Consider the following 22,388-nt stretch of genomic DNA (forward strand, 5'->3'; position numbering starts at 1 on the left):
CGTAGCGGCTAGCATGCCTTCATGGCGGCATACGTTGACCCACGTTTTCGTCCCACGCTCTGGCCCGGGACGGCCATCCCAGCGCCTTTCCTCAGACGGCACATCAAGGACGTCCGGATCGAGGGTGACTGGATCCTGTGGACACCCGTCCCCTTCGATGAACGCCCCCTCGTTCAACTGCCGGAGGACTTCTATCTGCGCGAACTCATGGAGCTATCCGCAGACGGCCTCGACGGCGTGACCGAGATGTTCCGGACCTACGGAAGCCTCGTCGGCGCAGGCCGAAACGATCTCTATGTGGACTCGGAGGATGTCTACGAGGAAGTCCAGTCGGTCCCCGAGGCCGGCGGCGAAGAACAGCCGCACCCGTTCGGCGTGCACCGCGACTTGGTCAGGATCTACGTGCAGACCGCCCAGGAGGCGATCACCACGTGGCTCGCCTGCCAGGAGGAAAACGGGCTCGAAGAGCTCGTCAAGGCGGAGGTCACCGAAGAGAACCTGGCCAGCATCCAGGCGCAGAACGAGGGCAAGGAGCCGCCCTGGCCACCCTCCCTGGAATACCTGCAGGCCCTGCTCATCGAAAGCCGCATCGTTGCGCTGAAGTCCGTTCTGAACAGTGCGCTGAGCCCGTTCAGCATCGGCATCGGCGACCTTGCCGATCGCTATCCCACCGCCTACTCCGTAGCCTTCCTCCAGCTGTACAACCACCTCGTCGAAGGCGCCCTTGTCCGCCGGTGCGCCAACGAAACCTGCCGCCAGAACTTCGTCCGCCAACGTGGCCGCGCCGAGTACGGCCAAAATCGCACCTCAGGCGTCAAATACTGCTCCCGCGAATGCGCCCGCGCACAAGCCCAACGCGCCCTCCGCCGCCGACGCAAACACACCAACCCACCCACATAGAAACGCCAGACCCGCACCGCTGCGGCCGTCCCTCGAGCACGGTAGAGCTGCTGGGCGGTGCACAGCCTTGGTCGCTGGCGTCTGTCGAGTTGGCAGACCGATCCTGCCGCTCCGATTCGTCACGATCTACCGTCGGCGGCCCCAACGGCGCCGGTTCCGGTTCAGCTGGATCAAGTCCCAGCGGTTTCCGTACAGGTCCCGGAACACCGCGACCGTGCCATAGTGCTCGCGCCGGGGTGCTTCTTCGAACGCGACCCCAGCCGCCCGCATGCGCTCGTAGTCACGGTCGAACGCGTCGGTGTTCAGGAACCAGCCAACGCGGCCGCCGGTCTGGTCCCCGACGCGGGCCTCCTGCTCAGAGACCGCGGCTCTGGCGAGGAGCACAGCCGCCTCCCGTGCCCCCGGCGGGGCAACGACCACCCAGCGCTTCCCGTCGTCGATACGCGTGTCTTCCAGGAGTTCGAAGCCGACGGCGTCCACGTAGAAGGTGATGGCCTCGTCGTAGTCACGCACGACAACAGTCACCAGTCCGAGATGGGGCACTCCGCGATCCTGCCCGTCAGCCCACCAGGCTGAACGCGCCGCGGTCGGCTGACCAGAGCGGAGCAACAGGCTCTCACTCCCCTGCCCTTGATGAGTCGGCCAGGACACGCTGGACCTCAGCCGCGGGGAAAGGAGTGCACTTGCCCGGCTGTCCCGGCCGGCGTGGCGGGGCTGCGGAACTTGTTCACCCCGAGGATGTGTGGGGCCTGCCCGCCGCTCACTGCTTCTGTTGTGTTGGAGGCGAGCCGGGTGGTACGGCGAGACTCAAGCCCGTCTACACCGCCCCCACCGAGGCGTCGGCGTTGGTGTTTTCCAGAGGGCGGCGGCCCCAGGCGGAGATGGTGACTTGCGGGATGTCGATGAACGCTGGGTCCTTCAGTAGGTCCGCGAACCGCGCCAGGTCCGTCTCGGTGATGAGGCCGTCAGCAATGAGGGAGGGGCCTGACTGGGTGATGAGGGGGAGCCAGCGGTCTTTGCCGAGCCCTCCCATACAGCCGAGGTTCCCGGCGAAGGACACCTCGCTCAGTCCGCTGCGGGCGAGCTGGGCGGGAAGGCTGCGTGCCCACGTCAGGTCAGCTCCGTGCTCGCTGAACTTTTGCTGATAGGCAGCCAAGAGGCGCTGGACCAAGGGGAACGGAGAGGTATCGGCAGGTAGGTGGTAGGGCTCTTCGATGACGAGCCAACCTCCGGGGGCGAGCCAGCGGGCAGCCCGCGCGATCATGTCGTCTCGCATGGGAAGGTGGCAGAACAGGTAGCGCGCGTGGATGAGCTCGAAGCTGCCAGGAGTGTAGTCCTCGTGGGTGATATCGGCTTCCTGAACTTCGAGATTCGCGGCTCGACCCGCGTCGAGATAGCGGGCGTCGATGTCGGCGGCGACTACGCGTCCGTCCGGGCAGCGTCCGGCAAGCCAGTAGGCGATTGAGCCGGCGCCCGCGCCCAGCTCAAGGCAGTTCCAGGACGCTTCGCTGGGAAGGCCTTGGATAATACTGATGGTGAACGCGTCCACGCTCCGTTGAATAGACTCCAGGCGTTCACGTTCATACGGTGAGTCCTTGCTCAACATGCCGACGCTGTACTGGTCAGCGGTGCTAGGCCGCTCGATTCTCTTCATTGTCGCCTATTCCTTGGTCGGGGCCGAGGATTTGTGATCGTATCTGCCTGGAACGGTGGCGTGGGGCACGGTCTGTGACAGGGCAAAAAGGCGTAGTGAGGGAAGTTTGCGTGCCCGAACGACGTCGAGCAGGAAGTCGGTTTCGCTTCGAAGGCCGTGCCCGCTCGGGTGCTTGGAGGCCAGCGGGTTCGGTTGAGGCGAAGCCCCTTTCGCCTTGGCCTGGCGTGCAATTTCCAGCCAGCATGCAGTGATCGTCGGCTCAATCTGTTTCTCAGGCAGGGCCTGGGCGGTCACGTGGCGCCGGGCGACATCCACTGTTTCGGGAGTGACATAGTCCTGCAGGATGAGCAGAGCATCGCGGATCTCGATGACGCGACGGTAGAGGCGAAGGTAGATTGAGTGAGGGCTCCCGAGCACCTCGCGGATCACTGGTCGCGGCCTGTTCAAGGTGACGTGCGGCACTGCCTCGGTGAGTTCGCTCCATAGAAGGCGGAGGCGCCATAGTGCGATTATGTTTCTGGCCATCTGGTGGACCCTCAGAACCAGTGGCAGGGCGGCGCCGGCGGTCATCAGCCACGCCGTGACGCCGATATTGAGCGGGAACAACGCGCCCAGCCAGGCCGGTCGGTAGAGGAGAAAGGCCAATACGACCGACCAAAACACTGAGGACGAGGTGAAGCCGGCGGCAAACAGCAGCAGGCCGACCCGTAGGGAGCGGTCCCCTTTCGCCTGCCGGGCGTAGCGCACGCACAGGACGACGCAGGGGATCGTGCCAACAAGGTGTGCTGCGATAAGAATCCACCAAAAGGGGCTATACCACGGGACTGATATCGAGGTGACGCAGCCGGCGTGTGGGGCCGTCGTGAAATTGAGCACGAGCAAGGTGGCCATCGTGACGATCATCGAACCGTAGATGAGCCAAGGGCGGCGCCTAGACACGGCTGCGAGGACGAAGTCCAGGATGAGAGCTGAACCGAGGACTCCCCACTCATTCATGAAGAGACCGCAGCTCTGGGCAAAGGTGAAAGTCCGGTTCAGGGCTGCTGTCACGGGATCCAGATAGACGGTGATCGACCCGGCGACCCCCATCACAGCGATGAGCAGCATCTGCTGTTGGCGCGAATGGCGGGCTGTGGGTAATCGCAGGAATATCACCAGCCACATGGCAAGAGCGCCGAGGAGCTCCACACGGGAGCCCAGTCCGTAGAGAAACTGATTGTCCATGGCTCCCTACTCACAAATCCCGAGGGCGGCTTCGAGTTCGCCGCGCACGCCGGTCGACAGCGAGCGGGCGAGCGTCCCTGCCGCGGCGTGGATCAGGCTGGCCACGAGCTCGGCTTCTTGTTCTTGCTCAGTGGTGTAGTTGGTGCGGGCCAGGACCCGGCTGATCAAATCGTAGCTGAGGCCGGGTAAGAGCGTGGTGAGTGCGCCCCGGGTTTCCTGATCAGTGATGCCGTGCCCAAACAAGATGTGACCGATCTCGTGGAGAATTATGTGCTCCTGATGGAACTTGGTGGCCTTCTCCTCGACGTAGATGTCATCGCTGAGGTTGGTAGAGATCCACAGGCCGCAGGCGTTGGTTGCGAAGCCGATCGGCACGGTATGGATCCGGATCGGCCGGCCCCGCCGTGCGGATAGCTGTTGGACGAGAGCATCCACGGAGAAGGGTCTTGGTAGGTTGAGCGTGTCGATGAGCGCCTGGCACCGTTTACGGATCTGTCGTGTGGTCATGGTGTCGCCTTGCCCCTCAATTGGACACCTGTAGAAATCGTGTGCTCGATGCATGCTGCAGACTAGCCTTCTGTCGGCCCCGGCAGCTGCTCGGATCCTCTGTGCCTGGTGAGGCATGGGAAAGTGCAGCGCGGTTTCTCGCGGCGCTGGCGGAATCCGGTCCTGACGGGCCGCGCGGCGCAGCCAGTGCCGCGAATTTCGGAATCTGACTGTCATTTGTGGGCGCCTACGGACCTCCGTAACGGCGCTGCGCCTCGTCATCAGGCAATGGTGTGCCATGTAGCGAGTCGCGGGCCTGGGCTGCGGCGTCGATGATTCCGGTGAGGAGCTGTTCGAGCTGGTCGGTGGTGGTGTGAAGGGGTGTCGGGTGTGACGTTCGCAGAGCGACGCCCTGGAGGTTTTGCCGGCGCAGCTCTTTGAGCGCCTCCAGCTCCTTGTTGACCTGCTGGAAGACTTGCTCGTCGAGGAAGTAGGCGCAGCTCTGGATGCCGAGGCTGTGAGCGAGCTTCACCAGAGTCTCGATGGTGAGGTTGGTGCCCTCCGCGGACTCCGCGGACGCCAAGGTGCGCTTGGAAACCCCGGCGAGCTTGGCGAGCTTTGCGAGGCTGAACGGTCCCTCGGGGTGGTGCTGCCGGATGTGCCGCAGCCGCACAGCGATGTCGGTCTTCGTCGTGTGGACATGGTCGTCTAGCGCCCGCTGTGTGTTCGCGCCGGTTGTGTGGTGCTCGCTCATAGCCACCTCCTCGGTGCGTCATACTGCACTATCGGCGCAGCAAGTTGCAAGCGAGGGCGAGTGGCGCCTATCGTCCTCGTTGCGAGGTGGAGGGGCTGTGACGAATGTTTGATGCAGCGCCAACTGGGTCGCAAGGGCGCGGGGATCGCCCAGAGGTAAGTCCGCCTATCAGTTTCATCGTGGGGGCAGGATGAAGAATCAGTTACTGCTCGGACCGGATACCGCCCGGACAGCGCTGCAGCCGCTGACCGACTCCAACGCTCTCGTGGCCCTGCTGGGCGCGCTGCACCGGCGTACGGTACAGGAGCTGTGTCTCGCCCTCCCTTGGTGTCCCTACGCCAGACGGGTAAGAGAGCCGGCGGCACTGCTGAGCGCCCAACTCGTCGGCCGCGGCGCGCAGGTGCGCGTCCTGCACGTGGCGGATGCCGGCAGCGATCCCGCTTACGCCGACGACATCCAGCGGATCGCCGCCTCGGGCGCGCAGATGCGGGCGCTGCCGCACCTGCCGATGTGGATGGCTGTCGCCGACCGGGACATGGCGATCGTGCCGTTGGATCCCGGCCAGGTGGGTTCCGGGGCTGCACTGCTGCGGGGACGGACACTGGTGGGTGCCTATCTCGCACTCTTCGATCAGGTGTGGGCGCGCTCCGCCCTCCCCGCCGACACGGCGGTCAGGGCGGAGCAGGAGGGACTGAACGAGCGGGAACGGGAGGCGCTGACGTTGCTGGCTGACGGGTTGACCGACGAGGGCATTTCCCGACGGACCGGGCTGTCGATCCGCACGATCCGCCGGACCATCGCGGGCGTCATGTCCAGGATGGAGGCCCAGAGCCGTTTCCAGGCAGGGGTCGAGGCAGCCCGGCGGCAGTGGATCTGACCCCGAGGCGCGTTCCATGCTCGTGGGACGGCCCAGAGTTTCAGGACAGGTACCCAGTAGGGTTGTTCTGTCAAGGAAACGAGGAAGTACGAATGCGCGCAGCAAGTACACCCGGGATGCGGAGAATGTTGACACTGGGTCAGGTGGGTCTCATCCCTGTTTTCCGTCCGGAACGGGCGTCGCCGCAGGGAATCCAGTGGGCTCAGTAGCCAGCAAGCACGATTCATCGAAATGATGCGGCTCGAAACCGCGGATTACGTGTTGGCTGCGCCGTCCCAATTTCCGAAAACGCGAGGCCCCTCACTCGTCCGGTAAGGGCGTTGGTCCGTGTCCATTCACGGGTGGGTGTGACCTGCTGATCTTGGCTGTCTGACGGTCCGGTAGGTTGCGGGTTGTGTCGCCGCAGCCGTCGTATGAGGATCTTGCCGCGCTGGTCGCTGTGCAGGCTCGCGTGATCGATGAACTGCGAGTGGAGAACGCCGAGTTGCGCGCTCGGGTCGCGGATCTGGAGCGCCGGTTGGGGACGGACTCCACCAACAGCAGCAAACCGCCGTCGTCGGATCCGCTGGAGAAGAAGGCGACGCGGTCGCAACGGGAGCGGTCGAAGGACCGCAAGCCGGGTGGACAGCCGGGGCGGGCGGGCCGCTCGTTGCAGCTGGTCGCGGTGCCTGACCGTGTGGAACGGGTCGAGCCTGCCGAGTGCGCCCGGTGCAGCTGCCCGCTGTCCGGTGCGGTGCAGGAGGGTTTCCGGGCGGTCCAGGTCTTCGACATCCCGCTGATCGAGCGGGAAGTCACCGAGGTGCGTTTGATACGGCGGCGCTGTGGGTGCGGAGCGGTGACCTGCGGGGACGCGTCGCCGGGGGTCAGCGGTCCGGTCTGTTACGGGCCGAACCTGCGGGCCTTCGCGACGCTGCTGGCCGCGGAGGGGCAGATCAGTACCGAGCGGACCGCGAAGCTGATGGCCGGGCTGCTGGATGTGGAGGTGTCCACCGGGTTCGTCGACCGCTGTCTGTCGCGGCTGGATGCGCCGCTGGGCCAGTTCGAAGCGGGACTGAAGCAGGAGCTGCGCCGGTCGCCGGTGCTGGGCGCGGACGAGACTCCGATCAGCCTGGCGGGTGAGCGCGGCTACGCCTATACCATCCGCTCCGCCGGCCTGACCTGGTACGGAGCGGCGGACAACCGTGGCCACGCCGCGTTGGACGGCTTCGGGATCCTGCCCGGCTACCGCGGCGTGCTGATCCGGGACGACTACGTCGGCTACCACAAGTACAACGCCCACCTGGCCGGGGTGCAGCTGTGCTGCGCGCACCTGCTGCGGGACCTGCAGGGCGTCATCGACAACGCGCCCGACGAGGAGCATGCCGCCTGGGCACAGGCGGCCCAGCAGGTCCTGCGTGAGGCCGGGCAGAGCGTCGAGCAGGCGCACGCCGCCGGAGAGGGCATGGTGCCCGAGCATGAACGGGCCAGGATCGAGGGTGAGTTCCTGACGGCGGCACGGTGCGGGATCAGCGTCAACCCGCACCACGGCGGGAAGAAGTCCAAGGCCCGCCAACTCGCCGAACGCCTCATCGACAAGACCCCTCAAGTCCTCCGCTTCACCTGGGACTTCACCCCCGGGCTCACCTGGACCAACAACGCCTCGGAACAGGCCCTGCGGGACATCAAGGTCAAGATGAAAGTCAGCGGCTGCTGGCGCGGCCTGGCCGGAGCCCGCCGCTACCTACGCATCCGCTCCTACCTCACCACCGCCCGCGCCCACGGGCTCACCGCCATGCGCGCCATCCGCGACGCCCTCATCGGGACCCCATGGCTCGCAGTCGCCACCGCCTGACCACCCCGTGAATGGACACGTTGGTCCGACGGCCAGCCGCGCGATCGCATGGACCGGCTACAGCCCTGTCCGGGCCAAATCCTGGTCGGCGTAGCGCTCGCCGATAGGCGGGGTGAGGGAGTCGAGCCGGGCAAGCTGCTCCGGAGTGAGGACGACGGTGTCGGCTGCGACGTTCTCCTCGATGCGGGCCACGCGCTTGGTACCGGGGATCGGGACGATGTCGTCTCCCTGCGCCAGCAGCCAGGCAAGCGCGACCTGCGCGGGCGTGGCGCCGGCGTCCGCGGCGACGGCCTCTACCTCGTCGACGATCCGCAGATTCCGCTCGAAGTTCCCCTCGGCGAACCGGGGCGTCGTCAACCGGAAGTCGTCCTCGTCGAGCTCCTGCTTCGACCGGATCGCCCCGGTGAGGAACCCGCGGCCGAGCGGCGAGTAGGCGACGAGCCCGATGCCGAGCTCGCGGAAGACCAGCAGGAGCGACTCCGCGGGCTGCCGGGACCACAGCGAGTACTCGGTCTGCACCGCCGTCACCGGGTGGACCGCGTGCGCGCGCCGGATAGTGTCCGCACCTGCCTCGGACAGCCCGATGCGGCGGACCTTCCCCTCCTGCACCAGCTCAGCGAGCACGCCTACGGTGTCCTCGATCGGCGTGTTCGGGTCTACGCGGTGCTGGTAAATGAGGTCGATGCGATCCGTGTCCAGCCGCCTGAGCGAGCCCTCGACCGCCTTGCGCACGTTGGCCGGTGAGCTGTCGAGCACGCCTGGACCCGCACCGGCGTGGGAGACAAGCCCGAACTTCGTGGCGATCACGACCTCGTCGCGCCGCCCGGCGACGGCACGGCCGACGAGCTCCTCGTTGACGAACGGCCCGTAGATCTCAGCGGTGTCGATGATGTCGACGCCGAGGTCCAGCGCCCGCCGGATGGTGCGGACGGCCTCCTCCTCGTCGCTGCCCGCTCCCGTGTAGTAGTCGGACATCGTCATGGCACCCAGGCCGATGCGTGACACATCGAGCCCACCGAGCGAAACGCGCTGCACAGAGACTGCGCTCCTTTCCTGTCCTGTTCCATGACAGCAAAGCACAGTTCGGTAATGCACCGAAGTATTCGAAGGTTCTGGCAGGTTACGGCCGGCGAACGCGGTTTCGCGTATCCGGGGAAAACCGGCACCGCCATGGCAGCAACAGGCCATGAACCTGTTGACCGCCGGACGGCCGTGTTTGACTCGCATTGGCCCGCCAGCGTGGTCCGAAGAAAAGACGGAGACCGTAATGCCGAACATGATGCTCGGACCCATGCGGATCGACAGTGAATACGAAAGCGAACAACTCACCCGGCGCATGGGCATAGAAATCCTCACGTGTGAACCGGGGCTTGTGGTGGGCGCCATGCCCGTATCCGGGAATCGCCAGCCGGTGGGAATTCTGCACGGCGGCGCGAACGCGGTGTTCGCCGAGACGCTGGGTTCCATCGCCGCTTTCCTGTACGCGGGCCCCGGCGGGAACGCGGTGGGCGTCGATTTGTCCTGCACGCACCACCGCTGGGTCTCCTCGGGAACCGTCACCGGAGTGTGCCGGCCCCTCAACGAGCGGCAGGCCGTGGCCTCGTACGAGATCGTCATCACCGACGGCTCCGGAAACCGAACCTGCACGGCGCGGCTCACCTGCACCATCCGGCGCGGTGGCCGCAGGACCGGTCTGCGCACAGCATCCGCCCGGAAGACACCACGGGAACACCCACAACAAACGGAGCACCGATGACAACGAGTTCAGCACGGACCGTGCTGGCGTCCGTGGACGACCACCTAGGGCCGGCCGAACAGCGATTCTTCGGCCGTGGCTTCCGTCGGGTCAACTACGACATCGGCGAGGTGCGCCTCGCGCGCACTTCGGGCGGTGCCGTCCTGGCGCGTTCCTCGGTGGGCGTGCGCTATCCCGCCGACTGGTCGAAGAAGGCCGCTGGCACCGATCTGCGCCCGCACTTCAGCACCATCGACGGAATCGTCATCGCCGCCCAGCTAGCCGAGGCGTGCCTGAGCGGCCCCGGTGCGGACCTGCGCGATGCCTGGCTGGGCAAGGTCCGGATGACAGTTGGCACCAGCCCGCAGGAAGACCTCGCCCGGCTACCGGCCGAGGCGACGCTGCGCCGCACCCACCCGATCGCCGAGGACCCTGCGCGAGTGGTCTCAGTCGTGGACTGCGCGGTCGGCACCATGCGGGTGCGGTGTGAGGTGGAACACGCGCACACATCGGTCCGGCCCACCGAGGGGGAGCGGACCTACGGCGGGCTCGACGCGCTCCTCGGCCCGGCGGCGGACCGCTACTTCGGCGAGGGGTTCACCACGCGGCAGCAGTACATCCGCGACGTGGATGTGGACCACGTGGCGCTGCGGGCCGACGCCGGGTTGACCGTCGTCCACGAGAACGGGGCGCCGCTGCCCACCGCGGGCCTCGAGGGCGCGTACCAGCCTTCGGCCTCAATGGTTGACGCCTTCGTGACGGCCCTTCAGCTAGCCCAGATCATGCTGTACGACCTCGACGGCATGCGGCGCCAGGACAGCAACACCCTGTGGATGCGGCAGACCACGTTGACCGCCTCCCGTCCGGACCGCCCCGCGGAGGGAATCCCGGTGATGACCCGACTGGACGACCCCGGTCTGCTACGCATGGGCGGCAGCACCTGGCGCACGCTGAACGTTGTGGCCGAACTAGCCGGCATCCACGTGCGGTCCGCGGTGGCCCACCAGCTCTCGGAAGGACACGCGGCAGCATGACCCGATCGGCAGTGATCGCCGGCGTAGGCGGCTTCGTACCCCCGCGTGTGGTGAGGAACGACGAACTCGCCCAGCGCCTCGACACCTCCGACGCCTGGATCCGCACCCGGACCGGCATCGCACAGCGCCATGTCATCGACCCCGGCGCGACCACCAGCGACCTGGCCGTGGAGGCCGGACAGCGCGCACTGAAGAACGCCAGTGCGGACGGCGCCGACCTGGTGATCGTCGCCACCACCACACCCGACCGGCCCTGCCCGGCCACCGCGCCCACCGTCGCCAGCCGCATCGGCCTGACCGACGTACCGGCGTACGACGTGGCGGCCGTGTGCTCCGGCTTCCTCTACGCCCTCCAGGCCGGCACAGCCGCCGTGACCGCGGGGTTCGCCGAGCGGGTCCTGGTGATCGGCGCCGAGTCGTTCAGCACCATCCTGGACCCCGAGGACCGCACCACCTCCGTCATCTTCGGCGACGGAGCAGGTGCTGTGCTGTTGCGGGACGGCGAACCCGACGAGCCCGGCGCCATGCTGGACATACACCTTGGCAGCGACGGTTCGATGGTCGACCTGATCACGGTCCGCAGCGGCGGCGCCGAGGAGCGGTCCCGGGGCGAGGCTCCGCGCCCGGAGGACCGGTACTTCCGCATGGAGGGCAAGTCCGTCTTCTTCGCCGCGGTGCGCCGCATGACCGAGTCCTCGCGCACGGTGCTGGCCCGCACGGGCTGGGAGGTCGCCGACGTCGACCGGCTCGTGGGCCACCAGGCGAACACGCGCATCATCCACACCGTCGCCGAGCAGCTCGGACTGCCGCCGGAGCGCGCCGTGCTGAACATCGACCGCGTCGGCAACACCTCCGCCGCCTCCATCCCTCTCGCTCTCGTCGACGGCATGGCCGACGGCGTGCTGAAGGCAGGCGACCGGGTGCTGCTGACGGCCTTCGGCGGCGGCGCCACCTGGGGCTCGGCCACCCTGACCTGGCCCGACCTGCCGATCGGCTGAGGCCCGGCCCGCACCCCTCACCCAACCACCACCCACTCACGCATACCCACAACCAGTTGAGGTGACCCATGAACGGTTCTGTGACGACGGTGATCATCGACATTCTCACCGGCAAGTTCGAGATACCTGCGGAGGAGGTGTCCCAGGGCGTCGTCTTCGAAGACCTTGCGGTGGACTCGCTGGCTCTGCTGGAGATATCGCTGATCCTGGAGAAGCGGCTCGGCGTCTCCATCGTGGAGGGCGTGCTGACCGCCCAGCAGACCATCGACGAGGCCGCCCAGGCGGTCGAGGTCCTCGGCGCCGCGGCGGTCACTCCGCCGGCCGCCGCCTGAGCGCGCGGCGCAGGCCCCCGCCGTGCGTATCGTCCTGCTCCGCCACGGAGAGACCGACCGCAACGCCGAGGACCGGTTCCAGGCGCAGGCCGACATCCCCCTGAACGAGACCGGGGTGCGGCAGGCGCAGGAGGTCGCCCGGTCCCTGCGGCTGGCCAAGTGGGCGGCGGTGTACTCCTCGCCCCTGGCCCGGGCCGCTCAGACCGCCGCGTACGCCGCGGGCCGGCTCGGCGTCCCCCACCTGCGCGTCGACGGACTGCGTGAGCGGCACCTGGGCACGCTCGACGGCCAGGACCGCGCGGAGTTCGCCCGGCGCCACCCGGGCACCCTGCGGCGGCTGCTCACCGACCCCGACTATGCCCCGCCCGGCGGCGAGAGCGGCCGCGCCGCGCGGTCCCGCTTCTGCGCCGCGCTGCGCGACATCACCGAGGCCGGCTGCGACCGGGGGGCGCCGCCGGCCCTGGTGGTGACGCACGGCGGAGTGCTGAACCTGCTGACGCGGGCCCTCACTCCCTCCGTCGCGGCGCCCGACGTCCTGGTCGGTACCTGCGGGGCCGTCTGTCTGGACACCGAGTGGGCGGCCGAGGGCCGCCCGCGTGCCGCCCTGCGCTGGTGGAACGTCGCACCGCAGGAGTGCGAGAAGCCGCCCGACCCCGCTCACCCCTTCCCGTTCGTCGACTTCGACGACCTCATCACCGACGACCTCACCGCCAAGGAAGTGACCCGCGCATGAGCATCGAGATCACCGTTGTCTTCGACGTCGTACCGGACCGGCTGGAGGACGTCGTGGACGCCTTCAAGGACCTCTGCGCCGCGACCCGGAAGGAGGAGGGCGCCCTGCGCTTCGACGCCTTCCTGTCACAGGAGCACGGCAGCGCCGTCGTCCTCGTCGAGGAGTGGGCCGATCAGGAGGCCATCGACCTGCACATGAAGGAGGAGCACACCGCGGCCTTCCTGGCCCGGGTGGACGGTGCCTACCGCACTGCGCCGCAGGTCCACCGCCTGCGTCCGCTCGACGCATGAGCGGGGCCGAGGGAGGTCGTCGAGTGAACAGCGACACGCAGCGGCCGCGCGTCCTCGTCGTGGGCGCCGGGCCCGTCGGAATGGTCCTCGCCTGCGAACTGCTCAGACACGGCGTGCGGGCCGACGTCATCTCCAAGACCCGCCGGGAGAGCCCGCACTCCCGCGCGACGATCCTGTGGCCCCGTGTCCTGGAGCTGCTCGACCGCGTGGGCGTGAGCCGGGAACTGGTCGAGAACGGTCACTACTTCGACCAGATGAACTACTACTCCAATAAGAAGAGGATTGGCCTGATCAGGTTTGATCGGCTGTGGGGCGTCGGCTATCCGTTCGCCATCACCATCCCGCAGTGGCGTACCGAGGCGATCCTCGAAGCGCACCTGACCGCGCTCGGCGGGACGATCGACTATGACCATACTTTCGTCGACGGTACGCAGCACCCGCACGGGGTGGAGTGCCGACTGCGCCTGCCCAGTGGTTCGACGGAGACCTGCACGTATGACTACGTGGTCGGCGCCGACGGTTACAGCAGCACGGTTCGCGAGGTGTTCGGCTTCCGGTTCGCCGGCCGGACCCTGCGGACCCGGCTGGCCATCACCGACGCCGAGATCCTGGGCGAGACCACCAGCAGCGAGGCGGCGTACTACCTGACCCGGTCCGGGAACATGGTGCTGGCGCCGCTGGGCGACGGTATCTTCCGGGTCGGAGCAAGCGTGCCAGACGACTACACGGACGGCGCCCCCGACCGCGCCTTCTTCGAGACGCTGCTCGCCGAGCGCGTCCCCGGGGTGCGCAGGCTCGGCGAGATGAAGTTCAGCGGCGTCTTCACCGCGCACGTCCGCTCGGCGAGCACGTACGGCAGCGGCCGCGTCTTCCTCGTCGGCGACTCGGCGCACGCGATGAGCCCGTCCGGCGCGCAGGGCCTGAACACTGGCATCCAGGACGCGGTCAACCTGGGCTGGAAGCTGGCCGGCGTGGTGCGCGGCGACTACCGCCCGGACCTACTGGACAGTTACGACGTCGAGCGCAGGCCGGCCGTCGACGCGGTCGCCGCCCTCTCGACCCGCCTGGCCCGGATCGGGCTGTACTCGACCCGGCACGAGACCCTCGCACGCGACGCCGTCTACCGGCTGGGCACCGCGACCCAGACGCTGGAGAAGGTGTTGGCACCGAAGCTCGCCCAGATCGACACCCACTACGGTCCGCGGCCGAAGCGGCGTGCCCTGGTACCGGGTGAGCGGCTGCCGCTGGGCTGGCGCGAGTCGAGCACGGCGCCGGCGCTCGCCGTCGACCGCTACACCGTGCTGCTCTGGCCCGGCCTTGAGTACCGGTACGAACGGTGGACCGGGCTCGTCGCCGAGCTACGCGAGAAGGTGACCGCGGCGGACGTCACGGACCTGAGCGGCCGTCCGCCGGGCCCGCTGTTGAAGAAGCTCGGCCACAAGGCGCAGGCCTTGGTCGTGCGGCCCGACGGGCACCTCGACGCACTCGTCCCCCTCGACGGCCATGCGCCCGGCACCGCGGCACGCGGGGTCCGACAGGCGCTCGCCCGGCATGTGGTGACCGCACCCTCCGCCGCCCCGGCACTCGCCGGCCTGTCTGCGTAGCACCCGTTTCCCCGTATCTCCCTTCCACGAGCAACCCGAAGGAGCCCTGCCATGGCCCACCGCGTCACCCTCACCGACGTCACCGACATGACGAGCGAGCAGCTCGCGGTCTACGAGAAGTTCCAGTCCAACCTGACCCGCGCGCTGCTGCTGACCAAGAACTCGGCCGCAGCCCACCTCGCACTCGGCGCCACCTTCACCGTCGGCCTGCTGAGCCTGCTCGACCGCGAAGTGATCGTGCTGCGCGTAGCCAAGCTGCGCGACAGCGACTTCGAGCGCATGCTGCACTATCCGCTCGCCAAGAAGGCCGGCCTTAACGACACCGAGGTCAAGGCGATCGAGGGCGGTCTTTACGACGAGATGCCGGCCTCCCGCGCGGCGCTGGTCCGCTACGTCACCGATTGCATGGAGCTGCACCGGGCGAGCGACGAGGCGTTCTGGGCGCTGCGCGCGCACTACTCGCAGAACGAGATCGCCGAGATCACCCACCTCGCGGGACACTGCGCCATGACCGCCATGTACCTGGCCAGCCTGAACATCCCGCTCGACGAGGGCGTCACCTCCTGGGGCCGACTGACCGAGGTCCAGAACGCGGTCAAGAGCTCCGCTTCCTGACCCTACCGCCAACGGGGGCGGCCGGCCGCGATCAGCCCGCGCGCCCGGCCGCCCCGGCGCCCCCACCGGTCACCGCCCTACGGAAGAGGGAAGAACGTGCAGTATGTGCGGCTGGGTTCGTCCGGCCTGAAGGTGTCGCAGCTGGTGCTGGGATGCATGAGTTATGGCGAGCCCGGATTCGGCACCCACCCTTGGTCGCTGCCCGAGGAGGAGTGCCTCCCGTTCATCGCCCAGGCGCTCGATCTGGGCATCAACTTCTTCGACACCGCGAACATCTACTCGCTGGGTACCAGCGAGGAGTTCCTGGGTCGCGCTGTGAAGAAGCTGACGCGCCGCGAGGACGTCGTCATCGCCACCAAGGTGTACGAGAAGCTAACCGACAACCCGCTCTCGGGTGGCCTTTCGCGTTCGTCGATCATGCGGGAACTCGACGTCAGTCTGCGGCGGCTGGACACCGATTACGTGGACCTCTACATCGTTCACCGCTGGGACTACGAAACCCCCGTCGAGGAGACGATGGAAGCACTCCACGACGTGGTGCGGGCGGGCAAGGTCCGCTACATCGGCGCGTCGTCGATGTACACCTGGCAGTTCGTGAAGGCCCAGTACGTCGCCGACCTGCACGGGTGGACGCGGTTCGTGAGCATGCAGAACCACTACAACCTCATCAACCGCGAGGAAGAGCGCGAGATGCTGCCGTACTGCCTCGCGGAAGGCATCGGCGTCACCCCGTGGAGCCCGCTGGCCCGCGGGAAGCTCGCCCGGGACTGGGACGCGGAATCGGCCCGTACCGCGGGCGATCCGATCCAGGAGCGGTTCTACGGCCCGACCGAGCGCGCGGACCGCGCAGTCGCGCGAATGGTCGCCGGCATCGCCGCCGAACGCGGCATCCCCATGGCCCAGGTGGCTCTCGCCTGGGTGCTGCAGCAGCCGGCGGTCACCGCACCCGTCGTCGGTGCGACCAAGCCGCACCACCTCCAGGACGCGGTGGCGGCCCTCGACGTGGTGCTCGACGACAACGAACTGGCCCGACTGCAGGCCCCCTATGTGCCGCACGCCGTCGTGGAATACGTCTAGCCGACAGGCAGGTGGAAAAACCGTGGGAATAGCTGACTTCGCCCTGGCGACGCCGAGCGGGAAGCTGAGCATTAATGACGTCAGCCGGGAGTCCGGGCACAGCGTCGAGAAGCTGGAGCAGATCCTGCCGTCCGGGAAGTTCTCGGTGCTGGCCGAGGGCGAGACCTCCTGGGGGCTGGGCCGGGACGCCGCGGCAAGGCTCCTGGCCAGGAACCCGGTGCCGCTCGACGAGATCGGTCTCGTCCTCTACGCGGGCTCCAGCGAGTGGGGAACGCCCTTTTGGTCACCCGCTGCCAAGATCGCCCTGGAGCTGGGGATCGCGCACGCGCACTGCTTCGAGGTCTCCAACTTCTGCAACGCGGGCATGGTTGCCGTGAAGATGGCGGATGACCAGGTGCGGGCGGGCACGCACAATTACGCGCTAGTGATCATCGCGGACCGGCTGAGCCAGCTTGTCGAGTACGGAACCGGCTACATCGAGCTGTTCAACTTCGCGGACGGCGCGGCCGCCGTCCTGGTCTCCGCCGACGCCAAGTACGAGGTACTCGGCGCCGCCCACCACACCGATCCGCAATGGGTGGACTCGTACTACGGCGAAATCAAGGAAGGTCAGATCAAGGTTGAGCGGGGTGAAAAGCTCGAAGGGCTCGGCGAGGCATTCATCGACAACTTCACCACGCTGACCCGCAAGGTCCTCGCGGACATCGGACGGGGGGTGGCTGACGTGGCATACTTCCTCGTCACGCACGGCAACCAAGACACTCACCGCAAGTACCTGGACGCGATGGGTGTAGACGCGTCCCGCAGCGTATTCCAATACGAGTTCGACGGGCACCTGGGCGGCGCGGACCCACTGCTGGCCCTGGAGGAACTGGAGCGCGCCGGTCGGATCGTCCCCGGCGACCTGGTGATCGTGGCGACGGCCGGATCGGGCTTCACCTGGGGGGTGACGGCGGTCCGGCGGACGTGACCGCGTACGCCGTTCACCACAGCCGAGCGGCACCCCGGGTCCCCCGGGGTGCCGCTCTGTCGTACGTCAGCGGTGGAGGTGCACGGAGTCCAGATCCACCGTGAGTAGCTGCAGGGCCGCCTCGTGCGGAGAGTCGGGCTCCGCGTGGTAGAACTTCAGGATGTTCCCGTCCTGAAGGTCCGCGGATTGGTACATCAACTCCAGCTCACCGACGACCGGGTGGACGAAGAGCTTGGTGCCCTCGATGCAATTGGCGACCCGCTGGCGGCACCAGAGTTCGGCGAACTCCTCGCTTTGTATGGTCAGTTCGCCGATCAGCTCGGCCAGCTGCGGATCGTGCCGGTGGCTTCCGGAGATGAACCTCAGATACGTCACGTTCGACTCCGACTCCGCGGTCCAGTCCGCGTACAGCGACCGGATGCTCTCGTCGAGGAAGTTCATCTTGATCAGATTCGGGCGCTGTTCGGCGTTCTCGGGAACATCGAAGTCGAGGTGCGACGCGAACAGTTTGCGGTAGAGGGAATTCCAGGCGAGGATGTCGCACCGGTAATTCAGCACTGCCGCCGCTACGTTGCCGAGCGAACCCACCAGCATACTGGTGTAGGGGCTCAGTTGGTCGCCGCGCGGCGCTGACTGCTGCGGATTCTGGATCGGTGTACCGATCTTGAGCAGGTAGTCCTGCTCGTCGGGGCTCAGATCCAGTGCGCGGGCGATGGAGAGCAGGACCTGAGGCGAGGCGTGCGCGGTCTGTGACTGTTCGAGCCGGGTGTAATAGGTCTGGCTCACACCCGCCAGCGCGGCCACTTCCTCGCGGCGTAATCCCGGAACCCGCCGCGAGCCGCGGGTCTGCAGCCCCATCTGCTCCGGCCGGACGCGCTCACGCATCTGCCGCAGATAGCTGCCGAGGTCCGTGTTCACGATGTGTTCCACCTTCCCATTATGAAGTCCCGTACGGCATCGGCAATGTCGCCTCGATCGTGGTGACCAATGCCACTGCGGCCGGGAAGGCGGTGAGGTCCGCATTCCCGGCCGTGGCTGCCACCGAATCCGGTTCTCTGCGGTTACTGCTGCGCAGCCTTGCGGCGCAGCGCCAGCCAGAGGAGAAGACCGACGGCGATCTGGGAGACGGCGGCCATGCCGATCGCCAGGTGAATGCCGGTGAGTTCCTCGGCGGTGGTCACTGTGCCGTGCCCGATGGAGGCGGCGAAGACCGCGCTCACCAGCGGAATGCCGATCGCGATGCCGACCTGCTGGCTCTGGGTGGCCATTCCGGTCGCCATGCCCTGCATGTCGGACTCGACCGACGAGGTGGCGATGACCATGAAGCACAGCGCTGCCATCATGGAGAAGAAGGCGTTCACGAACTGGGTAGCGATCAGCGGGATCAGCCAGCGCGAGTCCGAGGTCGCCCACAGGGCCGGCAGCATGAACACGCCCTGGAGGACCAGGGAGACGCCGAGCATCGTGCGCGGCGAGACCCGCTGGAGGATGCGCGGCCCGACCGTACCGGCGATGACCTGACCCACGCCGATGCCGAGCAGGACCAGGCCGGCGACCAGGGAGGAGAGGCCGAGCACGTTCTGGACGTACAGGGCGGTGAAGAAGATCAGCGCGGTCTCGCCGCCGAAGATGAACAGGGCAGCCAAGTTTCCGAGGGCGATGTCCGGCTTCTTCAGAATCCGCACCGGAACGAGAGCGTCGGCTGTACGGCTCTCCACCGCCCAGAAGGCGCCCAGCAGGATGGCGGCTGCGATCAGCGCGACGACGGACACAAGGTCAAGGCCGTCCTCGCCGGCGCGCGTGACGCCGTAGATCCCGGCGAAGAGGCCCCCGGTGATCAGTACCGCGCCGGGCAGGTCGATGCGGCTGCGCCGCTCGGCCCTGCTCTCTTCGACGACGATGGGCACGACGACGATCGCGGCGATGGCCACGGGGATGTTGATGAAGAACGCCCAGCGCCAGGACAGCAGATCCGTCAGCACACCGCCGAGGATGGCGCCGACGCTGAAGCCGGAGCTCATCATGACGCCGTTCAGGCCGAGCGCCCGGTTGCGCAATGACGGCTCACTGAAGGCGGTGGTGAGCAGGGCGAGCGCGGCAGGGGTGACGGCGGCGGTGGCCAGACCCTGGAGCGTGCGGGCGACCATTAGCACGGCGGGTGACTCGGCGATACCCCCGATCAGCGAGGAAACGGCCAGGACAACCATTCCAGTGGTGAAGATGCGCCGACGCCCCACGTAGTCCCCGACGCGGCCGAAGACCAGAGTGCACCCGGCGGCGCACAGGGCAAACGTCGTGGTAATCCACTGCAGGTTCCCCGTGGAGAACCCGAGGGCCGTGCCAACCTCGGGCAGCGCGACGTTCAGCACGGAGAAGTCGGCAGCCATCATGAACTGCGACGCCAGGAGCACCACCAGGGCGGCGACCTGGCGTCCGGTCATGCGGACGGTGGTTGACTGCGCGGCTGCTGCGGTCGTGGTGGTATCAGCGTTTGTCATGCACCCCAGACTCCGGTGCACGGCCCCGACCAGCCAGATCCCTCTTGACGGCACTCCTGCGGAGACTGTCACTGGAAGTGTCACCCTCACGGCCAGACTGCCCACCAAGATCACCACTCATGTACACCTAGTAGGGCTTGGTCAGGTCGGTTGTGGTGTGCGTGTCTTTCGGGTTCGGTGTGTCGTTGAGGGGGTGTGACTCCGGACGAGATTGCTGCTGTGCGTGGTGAGTTGGAGGACTTCGCGGCGGAGATGTTCGATCCGTTCGCCAGAAATGATCAACGTCGCTGGGGCCAGGTCTATCTGCGTGGGCTGCTCACCGACGGCAAGCGCAAGTCGGTCGAACCGATGGCCGTCAGGCTCGGGGAAGACGGAAACCGGCAAGCCCTGGCCCATTTCGTCACCACCAGCCCGTGGGACCCGTCTCAGAGTGCAGTACGTGAGGTAATGCCCGTTTCGGGCTTGGAGTTGGGTGAGGGTCCCTGGTCGGTGGGGTGGGGCGGCGGTCAGGTGCGGGGCTGAGTGAACAGGCCGGGTTCGGGTTCGGGTTCGGGTTCGGCGAGGATGCCTCGTGTGACCAGGCGTTTCAGCTTGGACCGGATGCCTTCGGTGTTCTTCGGGAGGATCGGCAGGTCGAGTGCCTCGCACAGGTCGCGGGCCCGCATCGGACGACCGGCGTCGGCGAGGGCCGTGAGTATCTGCTGGTAGGCCGGGTGGTCCGGCACGTCGGGGCGGGGTGTCCCCTCGACGGGATCGGGTCGGGGGATGGCAAGGAGAGTCTTGCGGGTGATGCGCAGGTTCTCGCTCTCCGCGTCGGGTTCGCCGAGGTGGGCGGTGAGGTCCTCGATGCGGGAGCGGAGCTGTCCGGCCTGTTCGCCCAGTTCGCGCTCGCGGGCCTCGACGTAGGCCAGGACGGCGCTGATCTGCGGGTTGTCGCTCACGGCGTCCTCCAGGCAGGGATGGTGGCGCCGGTGAGCCGGCGGGCCATGACGGAGGTCATCGCCCAAAAGACGCGCGAGCGGGAGGTGGCGGGCCTGTGCTCGTAGTCGCGGACCAGACGCCGGTAGAACATTAAGATCCCGTTCGTCTGCTCCACGACCCACCGCTTGGCCTGCGGGACAAAGCCCTTGTTGGCCGGGTTGCGTTCGACGATCTCGACGTCGATGCCGTACTGCTTGCCGTGGTCGACGACGCTCTTCTTGAATCCCTGGTCGACCAGGGCTTTACTCACCGTGCCGGTCTGGGCGGCCACGCCGTCCAGCAGCGCGATACCAGCGGCGTTGTCGTGGGCACTGGCCGGCAGGACGGCGACCGCGACGACCAGGCCCAACACGTCCACGGCCAGGCATCTCTTGCGCCCCGGCACCCTCTTCGCCGCATCCTTGCCCGTCGTGGTGGCCGGAACGCCGACGGCGGCATGAATACTCTGCGTGTCCAGGATGACCAGGCTCGGGTCGGCTAATCGCCGTCTCTTCTCCCGCAGTTGCCACCGCAACAGATCTTGGATGGTCTGGTCGGTGCCGTCGTCACGCCACGTGTAGAAGTAGTACTTCACCGCGCCGGCGGGCGGCAGGTCATGGGGGAGCAGGTCCCACTGGCAGCCGCTGCGGTTCTGGTACAGGATCGCGTTCACGATCTCCCGCATCGCGTATCTGCCCTGATGGCCGCTGACCGAGGGGTGTCCGGCCTTCCACGCCGTGATCACGGGCTCGACCAGGGCCCACTGCTCGTCGGAGACGTCACTCGAGTACGGCTTGCGATCACCCATCCCGCCACCCAAGCGAATCACGAACGCTTGACCGACAATGATGCCCCAACGTCACCCCATCGAGCGATGACAAGCCGGGCATAAGATCGCGTACCGCACTCTCAGATCGTCAAACGCAGCGACGACCAGAACGGGTTCGTGGTGCTGCCGAGACGTTGGGTAGTGGAGAGAACCCTGAGCTGGCTGATGCACTCCCGGCGGCTGGCCCGGGACTACGAGACCCGGCCCGAAAGCAGTCAGGCCGTCGTCCTGTGGTCGATGACCATGCTCATGGGCCGTCGCCTCGGCCGCCACCAGGCCCGGAAGGTCACCGCGCCGACCGCTGCGGCATGAACACCCCGGGACGCTCCTCGGCCAGCCAGCCCCGCTCCACCAGCCGCTTCGCCTTCGACCGCACCCCCTCAACCTTCGCCGGCACCACATCCAGTCCCAGCCGACCAGCCAACTCCCCGGCCCGCAGCCCCGCCCCGCCCACGTCCGCCTCCAGCACGCCCACGAGCCGCTGATAGTCCGGCGCGAGCACGTCCACGGTCAGGCCCTCCCGCCAGACGGGCACGACCGACCCCGCCACCGGGACCTTCACCACGACCGGAACCGGCACTGGCTGCGGCGACTGTTCGGCCTCCGGCTCCGGCGCGGCCAGGGCCTCCGTCAGCTCCGCGAGGGCGACGGCCCGCCGCTCCAGCACCGCCTCGGCCTCCGCCAGCTCGGCCAGCACCCGCTCCGCCTCCCCGCGCAGCTCTTCGACCCGCACCCGCGCAGCCGCCTCGCGTGCTTCCAGCAAGCCCATGACCGACGCCACCGAGCACCTCCGTGTCATCCCGGACGAACGCGACGGCCCGACTCTTCCTCGACACCACGGAGTTCACGCCTGACAGCAGAAACCAACCGATCACGACCGGAAAGACAACAGCTACTGACACCGTTTCGACTGGCATGGCAATGCCATCGATAACCGACCCTTGGCCACCGACCGACGAGCGAGGAGTTGTGGACTCGGTCGATGAT

Annotated in this window: 24 protein-coding genes and 2 pseudogenes; 15 read left to right on the forward strand and 11 right to left on the reverse strand. The window is 67.4% G+C overall.

Annotated elements, in window-relative coordinates; all coding sequences use genetic code 11:
• Nucleotides 1–21: 21 nt before the first annotated feature.
• Nucleotides 22–900, forward strand: coding sequence for a hypothetical protein (locus ABZS71_RS28200; protein WP_356214600.1), 879 nt, complete (start codon nucleotides 22–24; stop codon nucleotides 898–900).
• Between the two features lie 126 nt (nucleotides 901–1,026).
• On the opposite strand, the gene ABZS71_RS28205 is transcribed toward ABZS71_RS28200, so the two are convergent.
• From ABZS71_RS28205 to ABZS71_RS28225, 5 genes are all read right to left on the reverse strand, one after another.
• Nucleotides 1,027–1,443, reverse strand: coding sequence for a VOC family protein (locus ABZS71_RS28205; RefSeq protein ID WP_356214602.1), 417 nt, complete (start codon nucleotides 1,441–1,443; stop codon nucleotides 1,027–1,029).
• Nucleotides 1,444–1,717: 274 nt separating this feature from the next.
• Nucleotides 1,718–2,554, reverse strand: coding sequence for a class I SAM-dependent methyltransferase (locus ABZS71_RS28210; RefSeq protein WP_356214604.1), 837 nt, complete (start codon nucleotides 2,552–2,554; stop codon nucleotides 1,718–1,720).
• Between the two features lie 6 nt (nucleotides 2,555–2,560).
• Complete coding sequence (locus ABZS71_RS28215) at nucleotides 2,561–3,778, reverse strand: MAB_1171c family putative transporter (protein ID WP_356214606.1); 1,218 nt, start codon at nucleotides 3,776–3,778, stop codon at nucleotides 2,561–2,563.
• A gap of 6 nt (nucleotides 3,779–3,784) precedes the next feature.
• On the reverse strand, nucleotides 3,785–4,285 hold the full coding sequence (locus ABZS71_RS28220; RefSeq protein ID WP_356214608.1) for a hypothetical protein: 501 nt from the start codon (nucleotides 4,283–4,285) through the stop codon (nucleotides 3,785–3,787).
• A 226-nt stretch (nucleotides 4,286–4,511) separates the two neighbouring features.
• Nucleotides 4,512–5,018, reverse strand: coding sequence for a helix-turn-helix domain-containing protein (locus tag ABZS71_RS28225; RefSeq protein WP_356214610.1), 507 nt, complete (start codon nucleotides 5,016–5,018; stop codon nucleotides 4,512–4,514).
• Between the two features lie 190 nt (nucleotides 5,019–5,208).
• On the opposite strand from ABZS71_RS28225, the gene ABZS71_RS28230 reads away from it, so the two are divergent.
• Together ABZS71_RS28230 and ABZS71_RS28235 are read left to right on the forward strand one after the other, a co-directional pair.
• Entirely contained in the window at nucleotides 5,209–5,895 is a 687-nt protein-coding gene (locus ABZS71_RS28230) for a helix-turn-helix transcriptional regulator (protein ID WP_356214612.1), read from the forward strand.
• Nucleotides 5,896–6,289: 394 nt separating this feature from the next.
• Entirely contained in the window at nucleotides 6,290–7,726 is a 1,437-nt protein-coding gene (locus ABZS71_RS28235; RefSeq protein ID WP_356214614.1) for an IS66 family transposase, read from the forward strand.
• 57 nt (nucleotides 7,727–7,783) lie between these two features.
• On the opposite strand, the gene ABZS71_RS28240 is transcribed toward ABZS71_RS28235, so the two are convergent.
• Entirely contained in the window at nucleotides 7,784–8,761 is a 978-nt protein-coding gene (locus tag ABZS71_RS28240; protein WP_356214616.1) for an aldo/keto reductase, read from the reverse strand.
• A 241-nt stretch (nucleotides 8,762–9,002) separates the two neighbouring features.
• Between ABZS71_RS28240 and ABZS71_RS28245 the strand changes: the two genes are divergently transcribed.
• The 10 genes from ABZS71_RS28245 (at nucleotide 9,003) to ABZS71_RS28290 (ending at nucleotide 17,114) form a co-directional block, all read left to right on the forward strand.
• Nucleotides 9,003–9,482 (forward strand): hotdog fold thioesterase, encoded by a 480-nt coding sequence (locus ABZS71_RS28245; protein ID WP_356214677.1) that lies wholly within the window; start codon nucleotides 9,003–9,005, stop codon nucleotides 9,480–9,482.
• Complete coding sequence (locus ABZS71_RS28250) at nucleotides 9,479–10,495, forward strand: AvrD family protein (protein ID WP_356214618.1); 1,017 nt, start codon at nucleotides 9,479–9,481, stop codon at nucleotides 10,493–10,495. Before ABZS71_RS28245 ends, ABZS71_RS28250 begins: the two co-directional genes overlap by 4 nt.
• Nucleotides 10,492–11,493, forward strand: coding sequence for a beta-ketoacyl-ACP synthase III (locus tag ABZS71_RS28255; RefSeq protein WP_356214620.1), 1,002 nt, complete (start codon nucleotides 10,492–10,494; stop codon nucleotides 11,491–11,493). Before ABZS71_RS28250 ends, ABZS71_RS28255 begins: the two co-directional genes overlap by 4 nt.
• A gap of 68 nt (nucleotides 11,494–11,561) precedes the next feature.
• Nucleotides 11,562–11,825 (forward strand): acyl carrier protein, encoded by a 264-nt coding sequence (locus ABZS71_RS28260; RefSeq protein ID WP_356214622.1) that lies wholly within the window; start codon nucleotides 11,562–11,564, stop codon nucleotides 11,823–11,825.
• A 22-nt stretch (nucleotides 11,826–11,847) separates the two neighbouring features.
• Nucleotides 11,848–12,558, forward strand: coding sequence for a histidine phosphatase family protein (locus ABZS71_RS28265; protein ID WP_356214624.1), 711 nt, complete (start codon nucleotides 11,848–11,850; stop codon nucleotides 12,556–12,558).
• The gene (locus ABZS71_RS28270) at nucleotides 12,555–12,848 is read left to right on the forward strand and encodes a putative quinol monooxygenase (RefSeq protein ID WP_356214626.1); all 294 of its coding nucleotides are present in this window, start codon (nucleotides 12,555–12,557) and stop codon (nucleotides 12,846–12,848) included. Before ABZS71_RS28265 ends, ABZS71_RS28270 begins: the two co-directional genes overlap by 4 nt.
• Before the next feature lie 23 nt (nucleotides 12,849–12,871).
• Nucleotides 12,872–14,452, forward strand: a complete 1,581-nt coding sequence (locus tag ABZS71_RS28275; protein ID WP_356214628.1) for an FAD-dependent monooxygenase — start codon at nucleotides 12,872–12,874, stop codon at nucleotides 14,450–14,452.
• A 51-nt stretch (nucleotides 14,453–14,503) separates the two neighbouring features.
• Nucleotides 14,504–15,067, forward strand: a complete 564-nt coding sequence (locus tag ABZS71_RS28280) for a carboxymuconolactone decarboxylase family protein (RefSeq protein ID WP_356214630.1) — start codon at nucleotides 14,504–14,506, stop codon at nucleotides 15,065–15,067.
• A 96-nt stretch (nucleotides 15,068–15,163) separates the two neighbouring features.
• Nucleotides 15,164–16,144, forward strand: coding sequence for an aldo/keto reductase (locus ABZS71_RS28285; RefSeq protein WP_356214632.1), 981 nt, complete (start codon nucleotides 15,164–15,166; stop codon nucleotides 16,142–16,144).
• A 22-nt stretch (nucleotides 16,145–16,166) separates the two neighbouring features.
• Entirely contained in the window at nucleotides 16,167–17,114 is a 948-nt protein-coding gene (locus ABZS71_RS28290; RefSeq protein WP_356214634.1) for a 3-oxoacyl-[acyl-carrier-protein] synthase III C-terminal domain-containing protein, read from the forward strand.
• Nucleotides 17,115–17,180: 66 nt separating this feature from the next.
• Here ABZS71_RS28290 and ABZS71_RS28295 read toward each other — a convergent pair whose 3' ends face one another.
• Nucleotides 17,181–18,044: a helix-turn-helix transcriptional regulator gene (locus ABZS71_RS28295; protein ID WP_356214636.1), complete on the reverse strand. Its 864-nt coding sequence runs from the start codon at nucleotides 18,042–18,044 to the stop codon at nucleotides 17,181–17,183.
• A 131-nt stretch (nucleotides 18,045–18,175) separates the two neighbouring features.
• Nucleotides 18,176–19,612, reverse strand: a complete 1,437-nt coding sequence (locus ABZS71_RS28300; RefSeq protein WP_356214638.1) for an MFS transporter — start codon at nucleotides 19,610–19,612, stop codon at nucleotides 18,176–18,178.
• A gap of 252 nt (nucleotides 19,613–19,864) precedes the next feature.
• Between ABZS71_RS28300 and ABZS71_RS28305 the strand changes: the two are divergent.
• Nucleotides 19,865–20,038, forward strand: a pseudogene (locus ABZS71_RS28305) (transposase); the annotation flags it as partial.
• An 80-nt stretch (nucleotides 20,039–20,118) separates the two neighbouring features.
• Here the strand turns inward: ABZS71_RS28305 and ABZS71_RS28310 are convergent.
• Both ABZS71_RS28310 and ABZS71_RS28315 read right to left on the reverse strand, forming a co-directional pair.
• Complete coding sequence (locus ABZS71_RS28310; RefSeq protein WP_356214640.1) at nucleotides 20,119–20,553, reverse strand: hypothetical protein; 435 nt, start codon at nucleotides 20,551–20,553, stop codon at nucleotides 20,119–20,121.
• The gene (locus tag ABZS71_RS28315) at nucleotides 20,550–21,380 is read right to left on the reverse strand and encodes an IS5 family transposase (RefSeq protein ID WP_356214642.1); all 831 of its coding nucleotides are present in this window, start codon (nucleotides 21,378–21,380) and stop codon (nucleotides 20,550–20,552) included. Before ABZS71_RS28315 ends, ABZS71_RS28310 begins: the two co-directional genes overlap by 4 nt.
• A gap of 102 nt (nucleotides 21,381–21,482) precedes the next feature.
• Between ABZS71_RS28315 and ABZS71_RS28320 the strand changes: the two are divergent.
• Nucleotides 21,483–21,713, forward strand: a pseudogene (locus ABZS71_RS28320) (transposase); the annotation flags it as partial.
• Here the strand turns inward: ABZS71_RS28320 and ABZS71_RS28325 are convergent.
• A complete protein-coding gene (locus tag ABZS71_RS28325; RefSeq protein ID WP_356214644.1) occupies nucleotides 21,688–22,182 on the reverse strand; it encodes a hypothetical protein in 495 nt (164 codons plus the stop codon). The pseudogene ABZS71_RS28320 and the gene ABZS71_RS28325 overlap by 26 nt on opposite strands.
• Between the last annotated feature and the right edge of the window lie 206 nt (nucleotides 22,183–22,388).

This window comes from Streptomyces sp. NPDC005393, from assembly GCF_040606675.1.
In the GTDB taxonomy this organism is placed as follows: domain Bacteria; phylum Actinomycetota; class Actinomycetes; order Streptomycetales; family Streptomycetaceae; genus Streptomyces.